26 protein-coding genes are annotated in these 25,101 nt (G+C 62.2%); 12 read left to right on the forward strand and 14 right to left on the reverse strand.

Annotated elements, in window-relative coordinates:
- The first annotated feature begins 187 nt into the window (after positions 1-187).
- The 3 genes from JQ611_RS28560 to JQ611_RS28570 are packed head-to-tail and all read left to right on the forward strand — an operon-like array spanning position 188 to position 1,793.
- Complete coding sequence (locus JQ611_RS28560) at positions 188-895, forward strand: GrlR family regulatory protein (RefSeq protein ID WP_212262214.1); 708 nt, start codon at positions 188-190, stop codon at positions 893-895.
- A gap of 4 nt (positions 896-899) precedes the next feature.
- Positions 900-1,586 (forward strand): substrate-binding domain-containing protein, encoded by a 687-nt coding sequence (locus tag JQ611_RS28565; protein WP_212392019.1) that lies wholly within the window; start codon positions 900-902, stop codon positions 1,584-1,586.
- A gap of 48 nt (positions 1,587-1,634) precedes the next feature.
- Positions 1,635-1,793, forward strand: coding sequence for a hypothetical protein (locus tag JQ611_RS28570; RefSeq protein WP_409411306.1), 159 nt, complete (start codon positions 1,635-1,637; stop codon positions 1,791-1,793).
- A gap of 28 nt (positions 1,794-1,821) precedes the next feature.
- Here JQ611_RS28570 and JQ611_RS28575 read toward each other — a convergent pair whose 3' ends face one another.
- Complete coding sequence (locus JQ611_RS28575; protein ID WP_212392018.1) at positions 1,822-2,274, reverse strand: hypothetical protein; 453 nt, start codon at positions 2,272-2,274, stop codon at positions 1,822-1,824.
- A gap of 186 nt (positions 2,275-2,460) precedes the next feature.
- On the opposite strand from JQ611_RS28575, the gene JQ611_RS28580 reads away from it, so the two are divergent.
- From JQ611_RS28580 to JQ611_RS28595, 4 genes are all read left to right on the forward strand, one after another.
- Positions 2,461-3,165 (forward strand): hypothetical protein, encoded by a 705-nt coding sequence (locus JQ611_RS28580; protein WP_212262206.1) that lies wholly within the window; start codon positions 2,461-2,463, stop codon positions 3,163-3,165.
- 139 nt (positions 3,166-3,304) lie between these two features.
- A complete protein-coding gene (locus JQ611_RS28585; RefSeq protein WP_212392016.1) occupies positions 3,305-4,927 on the forward strand; it encodes an ABC-F family ATP-binding cassette domain-containing protein in 1,623 nt (540 codons plus the stop codon).
- Between the two features lie 89 nt (positions 4,928-5,016).
- Complete coding sequence (locus JQ611_RS28590) at positions 5,017-5,892, forward strand: MBL fold metallo-hydrolase (protein ID WP_212467312.1); 876 nt, start codon at positions 5,017-5,019, stop codon at positions 5,890-5,892.
- Positions 5,893-5,976: 84 nt separating this feature from the next.
- On the forward strand, positions 5,977-6,360 hold the full coding sequence (locus JQ611_RS28595; protein ID WP_212262200.1) for a cupin: 384 nt from the start codon (positions 5,977-5,979) through the stop codon (positions 6,358-6,360).
- Here the strand turns inward: JQ611_RS28595 and JQ611_RS28600 are convergent.
- The 3 genes from JQ611_RS28600 to JQ611_RS28610 form a co-directional block, all read right to left on the reverse strand.
- Positions 6,357-7,004 (reverse strand): DapH/DapD/GlmU-related protein, encoded by a 648-nt coding sequence (locus tag JQ611_RS28600; protein WP_212467313.1) that lies wholly within the window; start codon positions 7,002-7,004, stop codon positions 6,357-6,359. The two genes, JQ611_RS28595 and JQ611_RS28600, sit on opposite strands and share 4 nt — an antisense overlap.
- 126 nt (positions 7,005-7,130) lie before the next feature.
- On the reverse strand, positions 7,131-9,212 hold the full coding sequence (locus tag JQ611_RS28605) for a methyl-accepting chemotaxis protein (protein WP_212467314.1): 2,082 nt from the start codon (positions 9,210-9,212) through the stop codon (positions 7,131-7,133).
- A 1,619-nt stretch (positions 9,213-10,831) separates the two neighbouring features.
- Entirely contained in the window at positions 10,832-11,731 is a 900-nt protein-coding gene (locus tag JQ611_RS28610; protein ID WP_212262191.1) for a LysR family transcriptional regulator, read from the reverse strand.
- A 103-nt stretch (positions 11,732-11,834) separates the two neighbouring features.
- Here JQ611_RS28610 and JQ611_RS28615 point away from each other — a divergent pair, with 103 nt between their 5' ends.
- Positions 11,835-12,248 (forward strand): GFA family protein, encoded by a 414-nt coding sequence (locus JQ611_RS28615; protein ID WP_212467315.1) that lies wholly within the window; start codon positions 11,835-11,837, stop codon positions 12,246-12,248.
- Positions 12,249-12,452: 204 nt separating this feature from the next.
- Entirely contained in the window at positions 12,453-13,454 is a 1,002-nt protein-coding gene (locus JQ611_RS28620; RefSeq protein WP_212038242.1) for a nitronate monooxygenase family protein, read from the forward strand.
- 140 nt (positions 13,455-13,594) lie between these two features.
- On the opposite strand, the gene JQ611_RS28625 is transcribed toward JQ611_RS28620, so the two are convergent.
- From JQ611_RS28625 to JQ611_RS28635, 3 genes are all read right to left on the reverse strand, one after another.
- Complete coding sequence (locus tag JQ611_RS28625) at positions 13,595-14,215, reverse strand: glutathione S-transferase family protein (RefSeq protein ID WP_212467316.1); 621 nt, start codon at positions 14,213-14,215, stop codon at positions 13,595-13,597.
- Positions 14,215-14,358, reverse strand: coding sequence for a hypothetical protein (locus JQ611_RS28630; protein WP_212262183.1), 144 nt, complete (start codon positions 14,356-14,358; stop codon positions 14,215-14,217). Before JQ611_RS28630 ends, JQ611_RS28625 begins: the two co-directional genes overlap by 1 nt.
- A gap of 459 nt (positions 14,359-14,817) precedes the next feature.
- Positions 14,818-15,051, reverse strand: a complete 234-nt coding sequence (locus JQ611_RS28635) for a DUF1127 domain-containing protein (RefSeq protein WP_212262180.1) — start codon at positions 15,049-15,051, stop codon at positions 14,818-14,820.
- A gap of 138 nt (positions 15,052-15,189) precedes the next feature.
- Between JQ611_RS28635 and JQ611_RS28640 the strand changes: the two genes are divergently transcribed.
- On the forward strand, positions 15,190-16,752 hold the full coding sequence (locus tag JQ611_RS28640) for a winged helix-turn-helix domain-containing protein (RefSeq protein ID WP_212467317.1): 1,563 nt from the start codon (positions 15,190-15,192) through the stop codon (positions 16,750-16,752).
- Between the two features lie 221 nt (positions 16,753-16,973).
- Positions 16,974-17,450, forward strand: a complete 477-nt coding sequence (locus tag JQ611_RS43125; RefSeq protein WP_212467318.1) for a GFA family protein — start codon at positions 16,974-16,976, stop codon at positions 17,448-17,450.
- Positions 17,451-17,810: 360 nt separating this feature from the next.
- Here JQ611_RS43125 and JQ611_RS28650 read toward each other — a convergent pair whose 3' ends face one another.
- The 4 genes from JQ611_RS28650 to JQ611_RS28665 form a co-directional block, all read right to left on the reverse strand.
- Positions 17,811-18,011, reverse strand: coding sequence for a hypothetical protein (locus JQ611_RS28650; protein ID WP_212467319.1), 201 nt, complete (start codon positions 18,009-18,011; stop codon positions 17,811-17,813).
- Positions 18,012-18,232: 221 nt separating this feature from the next.
- Positions 18,233-18,673, reverse strand: a complete 441-nt coding sequence (locus JQ611_RS28655) for a lipocalin-like domain-containing protein (protein ID WP_212389647.1) — start codon at positions 18,671-18,673, stop codon at positions 18,233-18,235.
- Between the two features lie 441 nt (positions 18,674-19,114).
- Complete coding sequence (locus JQ611_RS28660) at positions 19,115-19,354, reverse strand: hypothetical protein (RefSeq protein ID WP_212467320.1); 240 nt, start codon at positions 19,352-19,354, stop codon at positions 19,115-19,117.
- A 116-nt stretch (positions 19,355-19,470) separates the two neighbouring features.
- Entirely contained in the window at positions 19,471-21,915 is a 2,445-nt protein-coding gene (locus JQ611_RS28665) for a heavy metal translocating P-type ATPase (protein WP_212467321.1), read from the reverse strand.
- 50 nt (positions 21,916-21,965) lie between these two features.
- Here JQ611_RS28665 and JQ611_RS28670 point away from each other — a divergent pair, with 50 nt between their 5' ends.
- Positions 21,966-22,241 (forward strand): metal-sensitive transcriptional regulator, encoded by a 276-nt coding sequence (locus JQ611_RS28670; protein WP_192739747.1) that lies wholly within the window; start codon positions 21,966-21,968, stop codon positions 22,239-22,241.
- 12 nt (positions 22,242-22,253) lie between these two features.
- On the opposite strand, the gene JQ611_RS28675 is transcribed toward JQ611_RS28670, so the two are convergent.
- From JQ611_RS28675 to JQ611_RS28685, 3 genes are all read right to left on the reverse strand, one after another.
- Positions 22,254-22,685: a hypothetical protein gene (locus JQ611_RS28675; RefSeq protein ID WP_212262160.1), complete on the reverse strand. Its 432-nt coding sequence runs from the start codon at positions 22,683-22,685 to the stop codon at positions 22,254-22,256.
- Positions 22,686-22,879: 194 nt separating this feature from the next.
- On the reverse strand, positions 22,880-23,260 hold the full coding sequence (locus JQ611_RS28680; RefSeq protein ID WP_212389757.1) for a hypothetical protein: 381 nt from the start codon (positions 23,258-23,260) through the stop codon (positions 22,880-22,882).
- A gap of 95 nt (positions 23,261-23,355) precedes the next feature.
- A complete protein-coding gene (locus tag JQ611_RS28685; RefSeq protein WP_212467322.1) occupies positions 23,356-24,960 on the reverse strand; it encodes an AMP-binding protein in 1,605 nt (534 codons plus the stop codon).
- Between the last annotated feature and the right edge of the window lie 141 nt (positions 24,961-25,101).

Below are 25,101 nucleotides of genomic sequence, written 5' to 3' on the forward strand. Positions count from 1 at the left end.
CGCAGACCCGGACGGGGGCGTCCGGATTACAACCCTGACCCGCCAAAGCGTGCCCGCTTTGGCGGGTCATTGCATTGCGATGACGTTGCCTCAAATGAATCGATTCAAGCCCTTTGCCCGATTCAAGCCGTTCCCCTGCGTTATGAACCGCGCTAGATAGCGGATGCGCTTGCCGGGGACACGGCCATTGCTCGAGGGTTTCTACAAGATCCGGTTTCAGCTCAACGACGCGGTCGGCCGCAGCGTGATGTATGTGCGCGCCGGCAAGATGCTCGGCGGCAATTCCGCCTTTGCGCATATCGGCACCTACCGGGAAGAAGCCGATGGCGAGCTTGCCATCGAGATCAAGACCGTTCGCCATAATCCCGACCCGAATTACCGCGCGATGGCCGGCACCGACGACGCCACCCTGCTGGCGCGGGGCAAGCCGGATGGCAATCTTTACCGGTTTGAAGGCGGCCTCAAGGAATTGCCGGGTGCGAAATTCAGCTCAGTCATGACGCCGATCGGGGAGGAGGAGATCCCGATCGCCGGAGGCGTCGGCCAGGATGGTATCGTCAATGGCCTCTATTCCATTCACATCCGCATGCTCGACGGCGTCGACGGCGGCCTGACTGGCGTGATGCTGCTCAATGAGGGCCGTATCCTCGGCGGCGACGCGTCGTTCTACTACATCGGCAGCTACACCTCGGAGAAGGGCCGCTGGAAGGGCCAGATCCTCAATCAGGAGCACACGCCGGCAAGGGGCGAGAACCCGGTGTTCGGCGGCCATGAGGTCGGCATTGGCTTTGCCGGCACCTGCGACGACCAGGGCGCGCTGCTGGAGGCCACCGCGCTTGCGGGCAAGCGTAGCCTCCGCCTGACGGCCGTGCTCAAGCTGATGCATCGGGCGTAACGCCATGGACAATGCCGTGCGCGTGCTCTCGACACTGGCCCTGAAGGGCGCGGTTCACAATCTGGCTGGGCATTATGAGGCAGCCGGCGGTGTGCGCATCGATGCCGACTTCGCGCCGACATTGGCGCTGCTGGATCGCCTGCGCGGCGGCGAGGGCGCCGACGTCGTTATCCTGACCCGCGAGGGGCTCGACGACATGGCCCGCGAGGGGCGCGTGGTGGCGGATAGCTGCGTGGATCTCGCGCGGTCCTATGTCGGCCTGGCGGTGAAAGCGGGCTTTGCCCATCCCGACATCGCAACCGAGCCCGCGCTGCGCGCGGCGCTGCTTGCCGCCCGTTCGGTGGCCTATTCGCGGATCGGCGCCAGCGGCATTTTGTTCGCGCAGTTGATCGAGCGCTTGGGTATTGCATCCGAGATCAATGCGAGAGCGTGCATCATCCCGTCGGGTTTCACGGCCGAGCGGCTGGTCACCGGAGAGGCCGATCTGGCCGTGCAGCAGATTAGCGAGTTGAAGCAGGTCGGGGGTATCGAGGTTATTGGCCCGATTCCTCGCGAGCTGCAAACGCCCGCGGTGTTTTCCGCCGGCCGCGTGGCGGCCTCTGGCAAGGCTGCTCAAGCGGACCGGCTGTTGCGGTTTCTCGCCTCGCGCGAGGTTGCGCCGGTGCTGCGCGAGAGCGGGCTTGAGCCTTGAATTTGCGAGCCTTGAATTTGCCTGCCGGTCGACGCAACCTGTCGCCCCATGAGGACGCTGTTTCACGGTGTCGCGGTTGCGATGGGTGTGTTGGTGTTGCCCGTTCCGGCGCGCGCGCAATCGGCCGATCTCGTGCTCTGCGACCGCGTCGCCGTCGATCCGTCCGATCTCGACAAGCCGGCCGACGTGACCAATCTGTGCTTTTGAGGTGAGGGGCGCGTCGTTCAGGCCGCCATCACTTCATGTAATAGCTGATGTAGTATCGCGCCCGCTGATAGGTTAGCTCCAGATATCCGGGATAATCTCTTGCCGCCAGTTCGACCGCGCGCTTGTAGCGTGCGCCGAACTCGCCCTTGATCTTGTCGAAGTAACCAAAACAGGCATCGTCGAATCTCACCGCGGCAATGATGGCCTGCTTCACTTCCGCTTCATCCATACCGGGATGGGTGAGTTGCAAGCGGTCGAAGGTCAGACCGTCTTCGGGATGATCGTGCTCGAATTTGACCTCGATGGAATTTTCTCCCGACGGCCGCGACCGGAATACGTCACGCACGTTCGGCGGCATCGCGCGCCACGCGAGCAAGTCGAGCTTGGAGCACTCCCGCCACAGCAAATAGGCTGCGTCCTTCAACGGCAGCTCGCTGGCCTCGGCGATAGTTCGGGCAATGGTCTCTTCATCTTCGGTCATCGGTATCACCCGCAATGGAAATCGCCCATTGGTCGGCTGCCGTGGCCAGCCGGTTCACGTCGCCGGCACCGGTTGCGTGAGGTATGACACGGAACGCCCAAAGCCTGCGCTGAAACGACCGCTGGTACTGCTTCCCCGCTGGTGCTATGCCGCCGCGAGATGGTTCAATAAAGCTGGAAATCTTCCTTGCTGGACGGGCTTTACAAGGCTGAGTACGGCGTGAACGACGCGTTCGGTCGCAGCATCATGTGCATGCATGAGGGCAAGCTGCTGGGCGGCAATTCCGCTTTCGCGCATCTGGGGACCTATCAGGAGAGCGGCGAGGAGATCCTCGCCGAGCTCATCACCCAGCGTCACAATCATGATCCCCATTACAAGCCGCTGATGGACACCGACGTCGCCTCAGCCAGCGTGATTGGCCGGGTCAACGGCAACATGCTGCGCTTCGAGGGCAGCGCCGCGCAGCGGCCGGGTGCGCTGTTCTGGGCCAATCTGACCCGGCTCGACGACGAGGCCTTGCCGCCTGTCGGTGAAGTCGGGCCAGGGGGCATCGTGAACGGGCTCTATTCCATTCACATCCGCGCGCTCGACGGCGTCGATGCCGGCCTGTCCGGCGTCATGCTGCTGATGAATGGCCGCATCCTCGGCGGCGACGCGTTCTTCTATTACCTCGGCTCCTACAGCTCGGCCGATGGCCGCTGGAAAGGTGAGATCCTCAACCAGGAGCACACGCCGGCGAAGGGCGAAAATCTGGTGTTTGGCGGCCATGAGGTCGGCATCGGCTTTGCTGGCACCTGCGCCGACGAGGGCGCGGAACTGGAAGCCATCGCGCTGGCGGGAAAGCGCAGCCTGCGACTGGCCGCCACCTTGAAGCTGATGCGGGCCGCATAATCTTTTTATTTGACGCGTTTTCTTGACGCGAACCGGTGCCCGCTTCGCTCGAAAACGCTATGCCTAGCCCCCGGAATAGGCTTTCCCCTGCGCCCCACATGGAATAAGAGCGGCCAACAATTTTCATGTTTGGGCAACAATGATCCGTCTCGATAACGTCAGTAAGCAAGTCGGCCACCAGATCCTCTTCATCGAAGCTTCGGCAGCCCTGCAAAAGGGCGAGAAGATCGGCCTTGTCGGCCCGAACGGGGCTGGAAAGACCACGCTTTTCCGGATGATCTCAGGCCAGGAACTGCCCGACGAGGGGCAGGTGTCGCTCGATCGCGGCATTACCATCGGCTATTTCAGCCAGGATGTCGGCGAGATGGCAGGCCGCAGCGCGGTTGCCGAGGTGATGGACGGCGCCGGCCCCGTCAGCGTCGTGGCGGCCGAACTCAGGGCGCTCGAGGCCGCGATGGCCGATCCGGACCAGGCGGATGAGATGGAAGACATCATCGCCCGCTATGGCGAGGTCCAGCACCGCTTTGAGGAACTCGACGGCTATGCGCTGGACGGCCGGGCACGCGAGGCGCTTTCGGGCCTCGGGTTCAGCCAGGAAATGATGGATGGCGACGTCGGCGCGCTGTCGGGCGGCTGGAAGATGCGCGTGGCGCTGGCGCGCATCCTGCTGATGCGGCCGGACGTGATGCTGCTGGACGAACCGAGCAACCATCTTGATCTGGAAAGCCTGATCTGGCTGGAGCAGTTTTTGCGAGGCTATGAAGGCGCGCTGCTGATGACCTCGCATGACCGCGAGTTCATCAACCGCATCATCAACAAGGTGGTCGAGATCGACGGCGGCACGCTGACGACCTTTTCCGGCAACTACGAATTCTACGAACAGCAGCGTGCGCTGAACGAGAAGCAGCAGCAGGCGCAGTTCGAGCGCCAGCAGGCGATGCTGGCCAAGGAGATCAAGTTCATCGAGCGCTTCAAGGCGCGTGCCTCGCACGCGGCCCAGGTGCAGAGCCGCGTGAAGAAGCTCGACAAGATCGAGCGCGTCGAGCCGCCGAAGCGGCGCCAGACGGTCGCGTTCGACTTCCTGCCGGCGCCGCGCTCCGGCGAGGACGTCGTCAGCCTGAAGAACGTCCACAAGGGTTACGGCAGCCGCAGCATCTATGAAGGGCTCGACTTCATGATCCGCCGCCGCGAGCGCTGGTGCGTGATGGGCATCAACGGCGCCGGCAAGTCGACGTTGCTGAAACTGGTGGCGGGCTCGACCGAGCCTGATGACGGCGCCGTCGTGGTCGGCGGCAGCGTCAAGATGGGCTATTTCGCCCAGCACGCGATGGATTTGCTCGACGGCGAACGCACCGTCTTCCAGTGGCTGGAAGATTGCTTCCCGCAGGCAGGCCAGGGCTCATTGCGCGCGCTGGCCGGCTGCTTCGGATTTTCCGGCGACGATGTCGAGAAAAAATGCCGGGTGCTGTCGGGCGGCGAGAAGGCGCGTCTGGTGATGGCGCAGATGCTGTTCGACCCGCCGAATTTTCTGGTGCTGGACGAGCCGACCAACCATCTGGATCTCGCGACCAAGGAGATGCTGATCAACGCGCTCTCCGAATTCGAGGGCACCATGCTGTTCGTCTCGCATGATCGTCATTTCCTGGCGGCGCTTTCCAACCGCGTGCTGGAATTGACGCCCGAGGGCATCCACCAGTTTGGCGGCGGCTATACGGAATACGTCGCGCGCACCGGCCACGAGGCGCCGGGCCTGCGGAGCTGATGCGCGGGACGCACATGGGGCACGCGCCGCGGGCTGCTTGAACCATCATGATCTGCCCGATACGCTTCTTGCAAAAATCGGGGGAAACGATGCGGCAGATCAGGATCGGCGACATCACTATCGACGCGGTGATTGAGCGAGAGGGGCCGTGGCGGCGGCCGCAGGATTTCTTCCCGGCCTATGACGACGCGGTCTTCAAGCAGCATCTGCCAAAGATGGAGCCGGAATTCTTCGACGCGGCGTCCGGCAAGATGTTCATCACCTACCAGACGTTTGTGGTCCGCACGCCGCGCCATACCATCCTGGTCGACACCTGCACCGGCGAGGACAAGGGGCATCCGCCGCCGTTCGATTTCCCCGGCAAGGCGCGCTGGCGCAACGAGCTGTTCGCGCTCGGCGTCGGCTTCGAGCAGGTCGATTACGTGTTCTGCACCCATCTGCACATTGACCATACCGGCTGGAACACCATGCTGCGCGACGGGCGCTGGGTGCCGACTTTCCCGAATGCGAAGTACATATTCCACAAAAAGGAATACGCGGTGTGGGAAGCCGAATACGCCAGGGGAGCCGAGCCGCCCGGCAAGGTGTTTCGCGACAATTGCCTGCCGATCGTGGAGGCCGGGCAGGCGCTGCTGGTCGACGACGACTACGCACTCGACGACACCGTCACGCTGACACCGACGCCCGGGCATTCGCCCTGCCATTGCTGCGTCAACATCTTCTCGAAAGGTCAGCACGCCGTGGTGGCCGGCGACTTGATGCATCATGCGATCCAGTGCCGCGAGCCCGACTGGTCGCCGGGTGTCGACTGGGACCCAAAACAGTCGGCGGTGTCGCGCCGCACGTTCTTTGCCTCCGTTGCCGGCACCGATACGCTGATCCTGCCGGTTCATTTCCCGAATCCGACGGTCGGCCTGATCACGGCCGATGGCGATCGCTTCGATTATCGTTTCAAACGGGATTAGCGCTATTGACTGATCGCTCACCGAATGGCGACTTCGTGCGCTATGTCGGGTTCGACGACTAGACCAGCAACACAGGACAGCATCATGGATCAGCGCGACCCAAGGACCGGTAAGGAGCACCGAGAGTTCTTCAACATAGATCTCTCCTCAGGTTGGGAAACGATCGCACCGGGTATCGAAGCGAAGACGTTAGCTGGATCGCTCGATGAAGCTGCCGGCAAGGGGCATCTCAATCGCCTCGCTCGATGGGCGCCGAATGCCGAGATCGACGCTGTGCGCGTGCACGAGTTTTACGAGGAGGTCGTGGTTGTCCAAGGAACGCTCCTTGTGGCCTCGCAGGAGCCGCCACATCGTTTCGAGGCGTTCCACGCTCCGGCTTTCGCCTGCCGCCCTCCGCATGCCAAACACGGCCCCTTCAAGGCAGGTCCGGAAGGCTGTTTGCTGCTTGAAACATCGTTTTTCTACTAGGCGGTACCCGCAGATTGACCCCACCGCGCGCAGAACGCCTCGACGTCGCCGGATTGAAATTCCGGCAGGCGATGAAAGATGGTTTCCGCCGGCCAATTCCACCACGCAATCCGCGAGAGCTGCACGGCGATTTCGCGGTTGAAGCGCTCCCTGATCTGCCTTGCCGGAACACCGCCGACAATCGTGTAGGGTGCCACATCGCGGGTGACGACGGCGCCCGCGGCCAGCACGGCGCCATCGCCCACCGTTACGCCCGGCATCACAATGACGGCGTGACCGATCCAGACATCGTTCCCGATCACGACGCGGTCGGCGCGGCGTTGCCGGAAGAAGGTGTGATCCCGCTTTGCGTCGGCGGTGTAGTATTCAGGGCAGTAGGTAAATCGGTGCTGCGACGGCCGGTCGAGGGGATGGTTGGGTGCGCCGATGCGCACCTGCGCCGCGATCGCGCAAAACTTTCCGATCTCTGCATCCGCGACCATGCAGCCCGGGCCGAGATAGGAGTAATCGCCGAGTTCGGTGTATTCGATGGCGGTATCGCCGAGAACCTCGCAGCAAACACCAATCGTGACCTCGCGCAGTTTGACCGTGGGCTCAACGACGGTTTCAGCGAGCTTTGGGCGCGGGGGAGCCGGTTGGTGCATGTCGACTGCTCGTCCTGAATCAAGCGGCCCTGCTGCCGCGAGATTCATCTATCACACCAGGCAGGCGGCCGCGCGCAAAGGTTCGGACTGGCCAGCATGCGCTGGCTGCAACGATCCCCGCCTGACTCAGGCGGCGCGAACCTCGCTGAGGAAGCGGTTGACCTGGCCGGCGAGGTCCTTGGACTGCGACGACAATTGCTCGGCAGCGCCCAGCACCTGGGTGGCGGCTGAACCGGTCTCGTCGGCCGCCCGCTGCACGCCGGAGATGTTGGCGTTGACTTCCTGGGTGCCGCGCGCGGCTTCCTGGACGCTGCGGGAAATCTCCTGCGTCGCCGAACCCTGTTCCTCGATAGCCGAGGCAATCGCAATGCCGATCTGGTCGATCTCGGCGATGACATTGGCGACGTTCTGAATGGCCGTCACCGTCTCGTCGCTCGCGGCCTGGATGGCGGCGATCTGTTCGGAGATCTCGGTGGTCGCTTTCGCGGTCTGGCCGGCCAGCGATTTGACTTCGGAGGCGACGACGGCAAAGCCGCGGCCGGCATCGCCGGCGCGTGCGGCCTCGATGGTCGCGTTGAGGGCGAGCAGGTTGGTCTGGGCCGCGATGCTCTGGATCAGCGTCACGACGTCGCCGATCTTCTGCGCGCCTTCGGCCAGCGAACGGGCGGTGTCGCCGGTGCGGCGCGCGTTGTCGACGGCACGGGCCGCGATCTCGGTGGACTGCGCGACCTGGCGGCCGATCTCCGAAATCGAGGAGGTGAGTTCTTCCGTCGCGCTCGCAACGGTCTGGACGTTGGTCGAGGTCTGTTCGGAGGCGGCGGCCACGACACCGGCCTGACGGTTGGTGGCGGCGGCGGTCGAGGACATCGAGCGGGCGGTGTCTTCCATCACGGATGAAGCTGACGACAATCCGCCGACGAGCTCGCTGACCTTGGCTTCGAACGAGCGGGTGAGTTCGTCGAGCACCTGGACGCGCCGCATCTTGACGTCGTTCTCGGCGGCCTTTTCCGCCGACAGGCGTTCGGCCTCGATCATGTTGTCCTTGAAGACGCGCACGGCAGCCGCCATCGCGCCGATCTCGTCGCCGCGCTCGGCGCCCGAGATTTCGTCGGAAACGTTGCCGCTGGCAAGACGCGTCATGGTGGCGGTAAGCTGGACGATCGGCTTGCAGACGCGGCGATAGACCATCAGGATCAGGCCGGCGCTGGCGCCGACAACGGCGATCAGGCCTGCGAGCGCGATGATGAAGCTGAGGCGCGCCGAGGAGTAGGCGGCGCCCAGGACCTCCTCGGCATTGTCGTAGAACGCGTCGCGCAGCGTGATGACCGCGCCGAGGCCCTTTTGCGATTCCGCGAAGAACACGTCGACGTCGTGCTCGTATTTGCCGCTGATCGCGCCGTCCTTGACGAGCTTCAGCTCCTTGCCGAACCGATCGACATAGGCCTCGTTCATCTTGCCGAGGGCGGCTGCCACATTGGCTGGCGTTGCGGGATTGCCGCGCAACTCCTGCAGCGACATCAGGATCTGGTCGGCGCGGCCTTGCGCGCGGCTCAGTTCCATTTTCTCGGCGTCGGTCGCGACGCGGTTGGCGCCGACCAGGTTCTTGTGCAGGCTGGCGTTGTAGCCGCCGACATCGCGCAGCGCCCAGGTGATGTTCGCGTAGGTCGCCTGGCGGTAGGCGTCACCGTCGAGCAGAGCCATGCGGCGGACCTGTTCTTCGAGCAACGCGGTGATGGCGGCGTTGAAGGCTGCGTTATCGGCGACGATCTTTCTGGCGGCGTCCTTGCGGGCATCGGCGGGGCCGGCGATCGCCTTGTCGATGGATTCGCGCAGGGCATTGAACTTCGCGTTCAGCGCATCGATGCCGCTGCCGACCAACGCGCCATCGTCGAGCGAGCCGGGCAGCGCCTTGCGGATTGCGTTCATCTTCGCCAGCGCGCCGTTGGTATCCTTGCGGTACTTGTCGAGGTCGGTGAGCATCTTCGGCTCCACCACCGCCGGCCCATACAGGATATTGGTGGAGAAGCCGCGTTCGGGGTTCATGTAGCGCGGGATGTCGCCGACGGCCCGCACCACTTCAAGCCGGCTCTGGGCGACGGACACCTTGTCCATGGTCTGGTATTTCGTGACGGCCACATAGACGGCGAGACCACCGCCCACGGCGCAAAGCGAGACGATAGCGGCGGTCAGGAGGGTACCGATTTTCATGGGATTTGGGCCATTCACCGATGGTATGGTGGCCTCCATCCTAAGTGGTGCGCCTTAATCTTGGGTTACGGTGCGGGCAGTTGGCCGATCCACCAGCCGTCGTGGCCGATCCGCAGCGCGAACTACCCGACGTCTGCAACCAGCGCGTTTAAGAGCAGCGGTTCCGGCATCGCGCGGCGGGAAAACACACTTGCGCATTCCCGCGGCTCATTTCGCCCGGGTTGTTCAAATCTCGCCGCCCCCCAGAAAAATTAGAGGGCGCAGGGAATGCCGGATGCGCGCTGCACCCGCGGTCTCGTGTGCGATTGTGCAACAAGATGGTGCACACGAGCATACAGGGCAGCGGAGAGCATCCGACATTCCCTGCGCAATGGCTTTACGGCTTATGGCGCGCTCTCCCCGGTGAGACGGTCTCTATTGCCACCGTCGTCCCTCGGAAGCGTTAGCTCCCGAAAGACTTGACGCCGTTACGGGCGCCAGGACCACACGCTTTCGCCGTACGCTTCAGCCGCGACCGTCAATCGCAACGTCAGCGTCCACCGCGACCCGTCCCTCGTCGTGACGATGGCCAACGCCCCTCTGAGTGGGACGGGATGGCTATTGATGTGCCCGTGATTTGGGGTGGAAGGAAAGGGAAATATTTTTGATTTACAGAAATTTTGTACTTGACATGATTTCCGTAAATCAGAAGTGATTTGCCCGTCGCGCTAATTTGTCGCGGCCTGTCCCTATCGATTCCGCATGTGCTCCCCGGGATCACGCGGCGCCGCGTGACCGTTGCAATCGACGGATGGGTCAAGGCTTCGCGCTTCAGCGGTCGTCTTCGTCAGTCCTTCGCGCCGACGATCTCCGACTGGGCCAACGATCAGCACACACAAGCCGGCAAAAAGCTGGGCCGCGGTCGCGATCATTTCCGTGTGGAAGGCGCGAAGCTGTTCCCGCCGCCGACAGAGCCGGACCCGCAACGAGGACGAAGCCTATCGGCTGTGGGCGCTCAAGCAGCGGGGCAAGTGAGGCCACGGAACGTCTTGGTTCACCCGCGCGCCTTTAACTCCCCTGGCGATTTGCGTGCGAGGTATTCGCGTAAGAGCCGATCCATCGCAAGTTGAGGCTCACTGTTTGGTTGAGACGGCGCTACGTTCGCAATTTTTCCTGAGCCTTCGCAGGAGAGATTTTCGGTCGTGATTGGTGGCTTGCTGCCGGAGCTATAGATTGAAGCGCCAGAAGACATAATCTCTTCCCAAGCGAGTGTGATGCCGCGAAACGCCCGGACCGAACGTGAAATAGACTGAAGGTCTCCACAATTGGATCAAAGGACATTGTCCTAAGGTACACTGTTTCATTGACGCACCACCTCGTGTACCGAGCGGCACAAAATTAAGCCGGGATTGCGCGAGGGCAAATATCCTCAAACGTCGCAGTCGCGCGGTCCCGGCGCAAAGTCGCGCCCTCCACAGGACCCGGACAACCGTTGGAGGTCCCCGTTAATGTCTGCTGTCACAGCAAAAGCTGACATCGGTCTGGACCGCGCGGAGATGAGAAAATGACCCAAACGGACTCGCGTGCCGTTTGGGTTGATTTTCGGAACAACGAGGAAAGCTCATCCGAGCCCATTTCGATCACGGGAATTTTGCAACCGCAGCCAATCGACTGCGCAGCCAGCGATGGGCTTTATCCCTGTCGTTGCGCGGATGCCAAACGGCAATCACTTCGAAACCGGGGACCTGGAAAGGAAGCTCGCGCACGAACAGCCGCTTGTTGTTCTGACCCAGCAGGCGAGATGGAACGAGTGCCACAAGATCGTCCGTCTGCAATATCTCCGGAATGAGCAGGAAGGTTGACAGGGAATAGCGGACCTTGCGCCGTTGCTGAAGCCGCGCAAACGCCTGATCGCCCTCGAACGATCCGCCCGTTGGCGACACCACAACGTGATCGTAATCGCATAAGCGCTCGACCGTCATGGCCGCATTGCCCGCGAGCGGATGCTGACGGCGAACCGCGACGACATAGCGGTCGCGATAAAGCAGCCGTGACGGCAGATCGGACATCGCAAACTGAGCCGCAGTGATCGCCAGGTCGATCTGTCCGCGTGCGAGGGCGTCGCCGAGGCCCTCGATAATCGGTGGCACGATGGCCAGCCGGATCTGTCTCGCCTCGCTTCTGAGCGCCTTTACGAACGGGGTGAGAACGGCGTGCTGCATATAGTCGTTGCTCGAGACCCTGAAGGTGACCTCGGCGTGGACCGGATCGAATGCATTGCGTGCGACGAGATGCCGGCTGTCATCGAGCAACTGTTTCAATGGAACGGCCAGCGCCTGTGCCCGCGGGGTCGCCAGCAGGCCGCGCTGGGTGCGTACGAACAGGGGATCGCCAAACAAGTCGCGGAGACGCATCAACATGCCGCTGACCGTCGGCTGGGTGTAACCTAGCCGCGCGGCTGCTCGCGTAACATTTCCTTCTTCGAGCAGTGCGTCGAGCACGACGAGCAGGTTGAGGTCAACTTTCCTGATATTGGCCATGGCAATATTAGAACCATAATATTGCGATTTGAGCAATGTCAGGCCGCTTGGTAGTCTTGTTGCACGGATTTGCGCTCGGGAGTGAACAGCAGGGAGAGATGCGATGCCGACGATCGTGGGAGGGTGCCTCTGCGGTGCCGTACGCTACCGTTCTGACGCCGAGCCGCTGATGCAGGTGGTCTGCCATTGCGAGACCTGCCGCAAGAACTCGGGCTCCGCTTTCTCGATGAACGTCGCGGTGCCGCAGGACACGCTCCGCATCGAAAGCGGCAGTCCGCGCCGCTACGAGGATCATAGCGGCGCGAGCGGCAAGGCGTTCTACCGGTTCTTCTGTGGCGATTGCGGCTCCCACGTCTACAGCCACGGCGCGGCATACGGCGCCATCGTGTTCGTCAAGGCCGGCACGCTCGACGACTCGAACTGGCTCGCACCCAACCTGCATATCTGGTGCGCCGAAAAACTGCCTTGGGTCGGTATTCCCGAGGGTGCCACCGAAGTACCCGCGAACCCGGGCTGAGCAGGAAAGCAATTTCCCCCATCGAACCAGCGAAACCGATCAACTCGTCTTCATCGTCGTCTGCCATCCCGCGCCATTGGCTAGAGTATCTGCGCGTGCGCTTTGGTCGCTAATGGCATTTTTCGAACGTGCCGAGCACGTTAACTCGGGCAGTATTGCCCTACGTTTGGTCCAGAATGCGCATTTTGCTGATGGAGTGACCTAATGATTACGGCAGGTTGTGAACGGCTTGGCATCGAAGTTCCAATAATTCAAGCGCCCATGGGTGGGGCAGTCGGCCCCGCCCTCGCTGCTGCCGTTAGCAACGCTGGCGGCCTCGGTACACTTGCGCTGTGGGGGGCGGACGTACCGAGATTGCGTCAGCTGGTCCGCGAAACGCGCGCTCTCACGACTAAGCCGTTCGCCGTCAATCTGAACCTGGAGTTTCCGCAAGAAGAGCGCCTTGACGCCTGTTTGGAGGAGGGCGTGCCGGTTATCTCCTTCTTCTGGCGCGATCCTTCAGACCTTGTGGCCCGCGCAAAGTCTGGTGGTGCCACAGTGCTCCACACCGTCAGCACGGCTGCAGAAGCGCGGCACGCGGTAGCGAGCGGGGTTGACGCCGTTGTCGCACAAGGATGGGAAGCCGGGGGTCATGTGCGTGGTAAGGTCGCAACGATGCCACTCATTCCCGCAGTGGTCGATGCGGTCGGACCGGTTCCCGTCTTTGCAGCGGGGGGTATTGCCGACGGCCGCGGGCTTGCCGCTGCCCTGGCACTTGGCGCTTCGGGGGCATGGATCGGGACCCGTTTTCTTGCGAGCAATGAGGTCGCCATTCATCCGCGCTATCGCGAGCGAATTTTGCAGGCCACCGAAGACGATACCGTTTATCTCGAAGAACTGTTCGACATCGGCTGGCCTAACGCACCTCATCGTGTATTGCGCAATAGTACTGTCGCTGCGTGGGAAGCCGCCGGACGTCCGGCAACGGGCAAGCGCCCGGGTGAGGGTGATGTGGTGGCTACTTCGAAATCACGCGGGCCAATTGTGCGCTATCGATCGTACACGCCCGGTACTGATGCCGAGGGGGATATAGATGCGTTGTCGCTCTGGGCTGGCCAGAGTGCTGCCCTTGTTCACAAGCGACAACCCGCAGCAGAGATCGTGCGCGAGATTGCTGGCGAAGCTCAAGCTATCTTGTTTGGATTAGCTCGGCAGCTGAGAAACTGATCGTCAAGGCATATGTCTGTTCCTGGCACTTCTGAGACATGATAAGGCACGCGACCGGAGTCCGCCTTTAACATCGGAAGCGGACCTCTCTACTCAAGTCAGCGTAAAGGCCGCCTTTTAAATTCCGGGCCCCGCAAAGGCTAGGGAACGGCCGCGGCGCGCTGGAACGCTGGCCGCGCAAGCAGGCGCTCACGATAGGCCGTGGCGCGAGGACCGAGCAGCGAGGCGAAGTCGGGCTTTCCCATGGTGTTGAGCGGATAGCCAACCGAAATGTCAGCAAGCGTCATCCGCCCCGCCACCAGGAAGTCACGACCCTCCAGCCGCTGCTCGAGTAGCTTTGCCCGCATCGAGAGCGAGTGGCGAGCATCAGCCAGCACGGCATCGATGCCGGTCTGCATCTCCGGCGTCCTGTTCCGGATGCGGCGGACGCGCGCGATCGCGGAGAGCGGCGCCTGCAGAGTCGCCTCGCCGTACAACAGCCATTGCACGAACTCCGGCCGCTCCGGCTCGTCCGGCGCCACGACCAGGTCGGAACCATGCCGGGCCGCCAGGTATTCGCAGATCGCCAGCGATTCGTAGATCGCCCGGTCGCCGTCGATTAGGGCGGGCAGCGTGCCGGCCGGATTGATCGCGAGATACTCGGGCTCCTGCAGCCGCGGCCGAACACCCAGAGACTTCACTTCGACCGTGGCGCCGATCTCCTCCAGCGTCCACAGCACGCGGAGCGAGCGCGAGGTGGGCACGTGATAGAGCGTGGCCATCAGTCGACCCTCTCCAGCAGCCGCGCGCAGAGATAGGTGCGCGGCATCAGCGACGAATAGTAGATCTGCTCATAGGCGGCGTGCGAATAGCCGACCACATCGGCTGTAACGATTGCCGCCAATCGGCGCTGCTCACGAGCCAACAAAACTCCTCCCACTCGGTTTGTACAAGGGCTCAACCGACAGGGCAATGACGCGGCCGACGTGGCGCGTACATGTCTGCTTCTGGCAGATATTGTTGAAAATGTCGAAAATCGAGCGACCCGAAAAATCTCGCGAAAGTTGACCTCAAGGCATCTCTGCTGCTGCATCGTTTGCCAGCGCCACTACGGAAGCACGTGATCGATTTTGGACGAAGCGATATGGTCCTGTAAGGCGCATCAGCGGCGCTAGGAATTTTCGTTCGTCACCCCAAAACGACTTTTTCAACAATATCGGCCATTTTTGGACCTCGACGCACGCAATCGCGATGTCCGCTCTACACCGATGAGCCGACTTCGTCAGTCTCGCGCGTCACTTCCGAAAAGGGCCAAAAGCCGACTTCATCGACTTTCCCCGGCAGATCTAAGGCAGCATCGCCCCGTCCGGCCAAACTAGGGCAGCTATAATGTGAAACGCGGATCGGCTGAGAGCGCCGATCGGGCGACGTAGTCGAGTTCGCCCCGTGCAATCCCGATATCCATCAACTCTCTGTCGCTCAGATCGTCCAGCGCAGCACGCAGCCTCTCGCGTTTGCGCCACTCACGAAATGCATTCCAATATGCCTCGAGGGGACTGTAAGGCTGCCGCCTCGCCGTTGCTGGTCCAAACTCACTGTTTCCGTGGATGGTGCTCATTGGAGTGTCCAGGTTGGTCTATTTCTGCCAAGCGAGATTGCCGGCACATCCCCTGGCGCGCTTAACAGTTGGCTTACATTTCCCTTACCGACAGCTTATTCTTGGGGTTTCAGAGGTGGCCGCGAGAGGGAATGCAGCTTGCGTTTTCTGTTTGAGGAGTACGCATTGGATACCGACAGGCGCGAACTGCGGCGCGCAAGGGAAGAGGTCGTTGTCACACCCCAAGTATTCGACCTGATTGAATACCTGATCCGGAACAGGGAGCGCGTCGTCAGCAAAGACGACCTCGTCAGCGCCGTTTGGAAGGGTCGCATCGTCTCGGATGCCGCGCTAACGACTCGCCTGAACGCCGCCCGGAGCGCAATCGGCGACACGGGCGAGAAACAGCTCTTGATCAAAACATTGCCGCGCAAAGGTTTCCGCTTCGTTGGCGCAGTGAAGGAAGACCGGAGGCCCGCAAATGAGACGATTGGCCTAATTGAGCGAACCGGCGAAGCGCCGCCGCGCCTGTCCATCGTCGTGCTACCCTTCGCGAACCTGAGCGGTGATCGTGAGCAGGACTATTTCGCGGACGGTATAACCGAGAGTCTGACCACGGACCTGTCGCGCATCGGTGGTTCATTTGTAATGGCACAGAACAGCGCCGTCTCATACAAGGGCAGAGCTGTCGATGTCCGCCAAGTCGGCCGCGAATTGAATGTTCGCTACGTGCTCGAAGGCTCAGTGCAACGCAGCGGCAAGCGACTTCGGATGAATGTTCAGCTGATCGATGCCAGGAGCGGCCAGCATCTTTGGGCCGAGCGCTTCGAGAAGCCTGTCGTCGACCTGTTCGATATGCAGGACGAAATCGTGTCGAGGCTCGCCGGTACATTAGGTGCCCAGCTCATCGAGGCTGAGGCGCGACGAGCCGAGCGTACGCTGCATCCCGATGCGATGGACTTGTGCTTCCAGGGCCGGGCCTGGTTGATGAAGGGGATTAGCCTTGAATGCGTGACGCAAGCGCGGGGCTTCTTCGAACGCTCGCTGGAGTTCGATCCCGGCAACGTCGAAGCAATGATTGGTCTGGCAAATGTTGATACGGTAGTTGGAGGTAGCTTTACGACGGATGATGGGCCCGCGCGGCTTGCGGCGGCCGAGGCGATGGTGAACAAGGTATTGTCGATTAGGCCGAACAGTGCCTCAGCCCACATGGCTCGGGGTTGGGTCCAGACCTTTACGAACCGGGCCGCCCAAGGCATCCGTGAGTTCGAACATGCGTTGGCGCTGGCTCCGAATTTGGTCCACGCTCATGCTGCCCTTGGTTTCGCAATATCCTACATAGGTCGCGCTACGGAGACTGAAGGCCATATACTCGAAGCTTTACGGCTCTCTCCTCGCGACGTTTTCGCCTACCAGTGGGCGTGTTTTGCGGGCGTGGCCAAGCTGCTGCTTGGTTCAGACGTCGAAGCCGTCAGTTGGCTGCGACGAAGCACCGAGGCGAACCGTAACTTTCATCTCGCTCATATATCGCTCGCCGCTGCCTTGGCCTTGACCGGCGCGCTCGATGAGGCGCGAACTGCTGCGAGAACGGGACTTGCGCTCAACTCAGGTTTCACCATTCGTCGCTTGCTCGCAGCTCAACAAAGCGACAATCCAATTTACCTTGCCGGGCTGCAGCGCTTGTGTGAAGGCTGGCGCCTCGCTGGCGTGCCGGAAGGGTGATGAGCGCTTCAGGCCGACTTCAGTGCTTTACTGCCCTACGTCGGCTTTGGGGCACTTTTCGGACCTGATGGGCCACATCGACGATGTCCGTTCTTGAAGGCGAAGCCGACCTGCCGGTTGAACGTCCGGGCTTCTCACTTTGACCCAACACGGATATTCGATGAGGTTGTGGTGACGCCTGCAGTTGGCCTACCTTCGGGTTGAGAAGCCGGGGGCGAACAATGAATGATGGCGGCAAGAGCGAAGAGCTTCACGAGGGCGGATGCTTGTGCGGCGCAGTACGATTTCGGACCGTGGGAGCGCCGATAAAGGTCACGGTTTGTCATTGCCCGCTCTGCCAACGTACCTCCGGTAGCGCATTCACTGTCGAACTGATTTTTCTTCGAAAGGCCGTAGGCTTCGAAGGTGTCCCTTCCAGCACGTACACGTATCGCTCGCCAGATCACGGACGACTGCTACACTACAACTTCTGCCCAACTTGCGGCACTCGCCTCGGCGTAACCCTGGAGCGGTTTCCCACTCTTCAGATCATTTACGCCGGCGTTTACGATGATCCATCTTGGGTAAAACCTGACTCGCACATCTTCACGCGCAGCGCCGCGGCATGGACTCTCCTTCCCGAGGATGTTGACTGCTTCAGCGCCAATATGATGGACGAACAAGGCAATCCTCAAAAGCCACTCGCGCGGAAGGTCTAGTGAGCTGCACGCGGTCAAGCTCGGCATTCCCGGCAACGTAGCCGAATGACCGCTGTTGGCACTTTCCGGACATGACTGGTCTCACTGGCAATGTCCGCTCACGGGCGGAAGCAGCCATCAAGCATTCGCAGTTTGAGGTCTGCTTGTGGTCCATCGGCGCGCGCCGTCTATTATGGACGGATCGTACAGAAACTAAAACCGGGAATGCGCGATGCAAATACGCTCGCACCGGGCCGTCGCGCGGTCCCCGCATCGGATTTTCGGCCTTCACAGTACCTTTCCGCCGACTGCGCAGGTCGCCATCCTTCGACGGTCCCGCGCCGACAGTCATCACGCCGCGTCGGCCTGCACCCGGTGCGCTTACCCCTGTTGGGTCAGTTGCTGCATAATCTGTTGAAACATTTGGGCCGGATCGTTCTGACCACCCCCACCACCGCCCGTTCCTCCGCCTGTGATTTCCAGCACTTTGACCGCCACCAAGGGGAGCCGCATAAAGCCGCCAGACACCGCATCGAGTTCCTGCGCATTTAGAACGTCGCTCGCATTGATTGCTTCGGTCATCACAGTTCCCCTTTGATTTAACCAGCGCGATCATCCGGGCTGGTGCGGCCACATTTAGCGACACCGCTTTTGTCGCGATGTGACGGAGATCACATAGCCAGCGCTCGCGCGCATCGCGTCATCACGACCGGCGACGACAACGCCAGCATCACGGCGCGGACGGCGACCGATTGCGGACGGCATCACGTCATCTCGACGCGGACGATGGCATGGCAAGCTGGTCACTTCGCCCGTTTGAATACCAACTCCAGTGTCACACCTGCGGGTGTGCGCGGGTTCGTGAGCTTCAGTTCCTCGTCGGTAATCGACGTGACGATCCGGCGCTGATTGGGCGCTCCGACGAAATTCGGAACCGAACTCGTCTCGATGTTGAGGTGAGCCGTCTTCGTGCTTTCGTCCAGCGTGTAAGTCCCGGTGTAGGCGACCACGCCCGACGCAACGGCCATGGCTTCCTCGGGGGACGGTCGTGCTGGATCGCCCGACGCGTACTTCGGCACCTCGGTGCGCACCGTAATGAAGTGGAAGTGGCCGTCTGCCGTGTAGGTTACCGCGCCCTGGGCACTTGGACGCGGCACGGCGCTGCCATCCTCGCGCTTACCTGTGCTGGATACGTAAATCCACGTGCCGACGAGTTGATCCTTGAGTGACTTTCCTTGCGCCACGCTGCTGCCTGGGAAAGCAGGAATTGTGACCAACGCGATTGCACAGAGGCCAAATACGCAATGCCTGTTCATGAGACCCCCTAAAGTTGGTCCAACCACGGTACAACAAAAGCTGGTGGCCAGACCAGTTTCCCATTCATCGCAGCGTCGCGTCTTGCAGGATCGGCGCCTAGCGGCGGCACTGGCAACCCTGGCACCGAACAAGCCGGGAGATGGGCGACACCGGCGGGCGACCGGGCCGCAGCCGAAGGCACAGGAAGGCGTACATCGCGCCGCCAGCGCAGGGCTACAGGACACCGCGCCCGCACCGGCAGCACGCATAGGTCAACCGTGCTTTCCGGAAGATAAGCGACAGGCGCGAGGATTGATTAGGAGCGCCGTACAGCGCGCCGCTAGCGCAGGGCTAAGGAACAATCGACGGATGGGCCAAGACTTCGCGCTTCAGTGGTCCTCTTCGTCAGTCTTTCGCGGCGAGGATTTGCGCGACGGCGCGGGCGCGCCGAGTTCCTGGCAGGGCAGTTCGGTCCATGATCCATCTGATGTCTGCTGGTAGGAATGGCAGGACGATGACGCCGGCTGCTCGCTCGTCTTCGGCGTCTCGGCGTTTTTGGCAAGTCCGGGTACTGCCGCCGCGAGCAGGGCAGCTGTCGTCGCCACAAAGATCGCGTGTCCTAACCGCATGGAAATTCCCCTTTTTGAAAACAGAGTTCCTTTCGTAGCGGACATTGTGGAATTTTTTGGACAGGCGTTGCGCGCACGATAGTTTGATTAATGATCTCCAAATCGTGTGCGCTCGTTCACAGCCGCGTGACGCGCAACCGCAGGGCATTGCCGACGACGCTGACCGACGACAGCGCCATGGCCGCAGCGGCAATGATCGGCGACAGCAGGATGCCGAAACCGGGATAGAGGATACCCGCGGCAATCGGGATGCCGGCAGCGTTGTAGATGAAGGCGAAGAACAGGTTCTGCCTGATGTTGCGCATGGTGGCCTGCGACAGTTTTCGTGCGCGGACGATGCCGCCAAGGTCGCCCTTCAAGAGCGTGATCCCAGCGCTTTCCATCGCCACATCGGTGCCGGTTCCCATGGCGATACCGACTTCGGCTGCTGCCAGCGCCGGGGCGTCGTTGACGCCATCGCCGGCCATGGCGACGATCCGCCCGGCCTTCTGCAGCCTGGCGACCACGGCGCTCTTCTGATCCGGAAGCACTTCGGCCTCGACGTCTGATATGCCGAGTTGCCGTGCGACCGCTTGCGCGGTGGTGTTGTTGTCGCCGGTCAGCATGATGACCTTGATGCCTTCTTCCGCCAGCGCCTTCAACGCCGCGGGAGTTGAAGCTTTGACGGGATCGGCGATGGCAAACAGGCCGGCGAGCCTGCCGTCGACGGCGATATTGATGACGGTGGCGCCGTCGGCGCGCATGCGCTCGGCATCGGAATCCAGCGTATGGGTATCGACGCCAAGCGAACCGAGGAACTTCGAATTGCCGAGCAGAACCGATTTGCCGTCGACCTTGCCGGTCGCACCTTTGCCGGTCGGCGAGTCGAACTCCTCGACCTTGCCGAGTTCCAGTCGACGTTCCCTTGCGGATCGCACGATGGCGTCGGCGAGCGGATGCTCGCTGGCAAGCTCGACGCTGGCGGCAAGCCGCAGGAATTCGTTCTCGTCGAATCCTGAGGTCGCCACGATTGCTGTAACCTTCGGCTTGCCTTCGGTCAGTGTGCCGGTCTTGTCGACCACCAGCGTGTCGACCTTTTCCATGCGCTCCAGGGCTTCGGCGCTCTTGATCAGGACGCCGGCCTGCGCGCCACGCCCGACGCCGACCATGATCGACATCGGCGTCGCGAGGCCGAGCGCGCAGGGGCAGGCGATGATGAGCACGCTCACGGCGGCGACGAGGCCAAACGCCATGCGCGGCTCCGGCCCGAAATATGACCAGACGCCGAAGGCGATCAGCGCCACGGCGATGACCGTGGGCACAAACCAGCCCGCAACCTGATCGGCGAGCCGCTGGATCGGTGCGCGCGAGCGCTGCGCATCCGCCACCATCTTGACGATCTGGGACAGCAGCGTGTCGCGGCCGATTTTCTCCGCGCGCATCACGAACCCGCCGGACTGGTTCAGCGTGCCGGCGATCGCCTTGGCTCCGGCCTCCTTGGTAACCGGCATGGATTCGCCCGTTACCAGCGACTCATCGAGCGAGGAGCGGCCTTCGAGAATGACGCCGTCGACCGGTACTTTTTCGCCGGGGCGGACGCGCAACATGTCGCCGACCGCGAGGCTGTCGATGTCGACTTCATGGTCGGCGCCGTCTGCACCGAGGCGGCGCGCGGTCTTTGGCGCCAGTTGCAGCAGGGCCTTGATGGCGCCCGACGTCGCTTCTCGGGCGCGCAGCTCCAGCACCTCGCCGAGCAGGACAAGCACGGTGATGACGGCCGCGGACTCGAAATAGACCGCGATCGCGCCGCCATGGCCGCGGAAGGCGGCCGGGAAAATTTGCGGGGCGATGGTGCCGACCAGGCTGTAGAGATACGCGACGCCGGTGCCAACAGCGATCAGCGTGAACATGTTGAGATTATGCGTCAGCAGCGATTGCCAGCCGCGCACGAAGAAGGGCCAGCCGGCCCAAATGACGACAGGCGTTGCGAACACGAGTTGAATCCAGTTTGACAGCGCCGGGTCGACGAGGCCGTGACCACCGACCAGATGCCCACCCATCTCGAGCACAATCGGTGGCACCGACAGCACCAGGCCGATCCAGAAGCGCCGCGTCATGTCGGCGAGTTCGGGGTTGGGCGGCGTATCGAGGCTCGCAACCTCCGGCTCCAGCGCCATGCCGCAGATCGGGCAACTTCCGGGCCCGACCTTCCGGATCTCGGGATGCATCGGGCAGGTGTAGATCGTGCCGTCGTCGGTGGCTTGGGGGACGGGCTTCGCCGATGATTTCTCGAGATACTTCCTTGGATCGGCGGCGAATTTGGTTTTGCAGCCCGCCGAGCAGAAGTGAAAGGTCTTCTCCTGGTGGTCGAAGCGATGTTTGCTGGTCGCGGGATCGACCGTCATTCCGCAGACGGGGTCGAGCACCTTGGCAGCGGCGTGGTGATCATGATGGCTGTGGTGCCCGTGATCGGTGTGGGCGTGATGATCGTGGCCACCGCAACACGATTTGGAAGTTGCGCCGTTCGGATTGGCCTTGGTGTCCGGGGTCTTGCTTGCCGGGTTCTTGTCGTGGTGGCTCATCGCGAATGCAGTCCCTTGCAACCCATACCCTGTAGGGGTATATAGGCCGCATGAGAAAAGACATCAAGGCATCCTGTCAAAAACGTCTGAGCCGCATCGAGGGCCAGGTCCGCGGCCTGTCCCGGATGGTGGACGAGGACCGCTACTGCATCGATATCGTGACGCAGATATCGGCGGTGCGCGCCGCGCTCCGGCGCGTCGAAGAAGAAGTGTTGAAGGATCATGTCTCGCATTGTGTCGAACACGCGATTGCGAGCGGTGACAAGACGGATCAGCGCCAGAAGATATCGGAGTTGATGGCGGTCATCGGCCGTTCTGACCGATAAGACGCGATCGCGTCACTGTCGGCGACGTGCAATCGCGCCGGCAACGGTCTGCATGGTGATTCCCAAGACCCAGCCGATCATGATCATCCAGGTCCAGGCGAGGTACGGATCGTGACGGAGCACGATCACGCACACGGAGGCAAAGGCGGCGCCCGCGGCGAGGAACGTGCCGACCGCGCTGAGCAATTCCGGCGCGTCGATCTTGCCATCCCAACGCCCGTCCGACGGCTTGCCATTGTTGTAGAAGGGACGTTGCGGGGTGTCGATGCCCAGATAGAATCCGACTGCGCCGCCGAGCATCATCAAAAGCAGGAAAGCCTGGGACGTGAACCGCGCGATGCTGGTGCCGACGAGTGCAGCCACAAACAATCCGCTTGCAGCGCCGGCCATCGCAAGGCCAAGGCGCTCCAGTACGTGTGCGGTCTTTCTGACGCGGGTTCGCATGCTGGCTCCCGCAGACTGTGAGCAGGGAGGTTAGGCCGTTTTGGTGCCGGTTGAAAGACGTCTACAAGTTGAAAGACGTCTACAAGGAGAAGTGATACGCGCCGACGGATCCGCGTAAGCGGCGGCTACGGATAAGCGTCATGCGCCAGCCAGTTCGGCGAATCAGGCCGCGCCACCATCCTGCAAAACGGGCGCTAGTTCTTGGCGCGGATGAAGCCTGCAAGCCTGCCCTTCTGGGTCTCGCACCAGGTCGTCATGCCGACGCGCCTCTGGTCGAGGTCCGTCGTCCTCGTCGCGATGGCGACCTCCTGCAAGAGCAGGTCATCGGGGCGCTCACCCATTTTTCCGCCGGTATGCACGTATGCAATGGCCTTTCGGACTTGCTCGGTGGTGCCATCCGGCTGCTGCATCTCCTGGGCCTTTTGCACCAGATCCTGATAGACGACATCCGTGCCGGGGCATTCCACCTTGGCCGCGAACGCCTGCAACACCATCGTCACATATTCCGAGCGAGGGCCGGCATGCGCCGTCGTCGCAACGAGAACCAAACCAACTAGCAACGCAGCACCGCGCATCATGACCTCCCTGGCACTTTCCTTAGGCTTTTCCGGTTTTGGGGAGGCTAGCGCCGACGGCAGCCCGGCACAACCTTCGGAAAGCATCTGGCGCATCAAAGCGCCGTCAACTCGCCCTTTGCCCAGATCTCGCGCAACTTGAACTTCTGGATCTTGCCGGAGCCCGTCAGTGGAAACGCCTCGACCACGAACCAGTGTTTTGGCGTCTTGTGCGGGGCCAGCGAGGCCCGCATGTAGGCCGACAGTTCCTCCTTGTCGATCACGGCACCTTGCGCCGGGCGGATGAAGGCGGCGACTTCCTCGCCCCATTTTTCGTGCGGCAGTCCGACCACGGCGATCTCGCTGATCTTGGGATGGCGGAACAGCAGTTCCTCGAGTTCGCGCGGATAGATGTTCTCGCCGCCGCGGATGATCATGTCCTTGAGCCGGCCCTCGACGGTGCAGTAGCCGCGGGCGTCCATCGCGCAGAGGTCGCCGGTGTGCAGCCAGCCATCGGCGTCGATGGAAGCGGCCGTGGCGTCCGGCATTTCGAAATAGCCGAGCATGACGTGGTAGCCGCGCGTGCAGAACTCGCCGATCTCGCCGATCGGCACGGTCTGGCCGGTGTCGGGATTGACGATCTTGTTCTCCATGTTCGGCAGCGGCAGGCCGACGGTGCCGGCCTTGTCCTCGATGGTGTCTGACGTCTTGGTCATCGCCGCCACCGGCGAGCATTCGGTCTGGCCGAACACGATGGTGAAGGGTGCGCCGAGTTCTTTTTCGAACCGCGTCACCAGTGCGGCCGGCACGGTCGAACCGCCCGAGCAGATTGCCTTGACCGACGACAGGTCCGTCGTGGCGAAGGAGGGATGTTCCAGCATCGCCACCAGCATGGTGGGAACGCCGACCATGGCGTTGCCGCGATAGGTCGCAAACATTTCCAGCACGAGGCCAGGCTCGAACGCTTCGATCAGCACCTGGGTTGCCGCGCGCGACACCGCGCCGAGCACGCAGCAGACGCATCCGCCGGTGTGGAACAGCGGCATCGTGGTGACGAATACGTCGCCGGGCTCGACCCCCATCTGCACGGCGGTATCGGCGCCGTTATTGGCAAGCCCGCGGTGATGCAGCAGCGCGCCCTTTGGGAATCCGGTGGTGCCCGACGTATACTGGATCATCACCGGATCGGTCGGTTTGACGTCCGGCAGCGCGATGCTGAGATCGTCGCCGGCGGCGATGAAGGTGTTCCAGTCGTCGAACGAGATGATCTCGCGCAATTCCGGGCAGCGGGCTGCGACCTCCCGCACCGTTTCCAGCATCGGATTGCCGCGGAACGCCGGCACCACGAAGACGCCGGCCGCGCGGGACTGCTTCAGTACATATTCGACCTCGTTGGCCCGAAAACCCGGATTGACGGTGACCAGCACCATCCCGGCCATCGCGGCGCCGAACTCCATCATCACCCATTCCGGCAGATTATACGCCCAGACGGCGACCCGCTCGCCCGGCTTGAAGCGGCGGAGCAGGGCGCGCGCCGTGCGCTGCGCCTCGGTGTGAAGCTCCGCATACGTCCATTGCCGGCGCGCCGCGGGGTCGGGGACACCCGCAATCAGCGCGAGCCGGTCCGGCGCCGACTGCGCGGCCTGCTCCAGCAACTGGCCGAGCGTGACGTCGCGGACGGTGGTGGAAACACCCGCGACGTGAGATTCCTTCAAGGCCATTGTCTCTCCCATGGGGTCTTTGCCGGTATGATGCCGATTTGCGGCAATTGACCGGACTATGGCATCCGCCGCTTGTGTTTTGCAGCCGGGTTCCGAAAGAAATTGTGGTTCTTTCCGGTTGATACGGTTCGTTTCGCTGGG

The sequence above is a fragment of the Bradyrhizobium sp. AUGA SZCCT0182 genome (assembly GCF_018130185.1).
GTDB lineage: Bacteria > Pseudomonadota > Alphaproteobacteria > Rhizobiales > Xanthobacteraceae > Bradyrhizobium.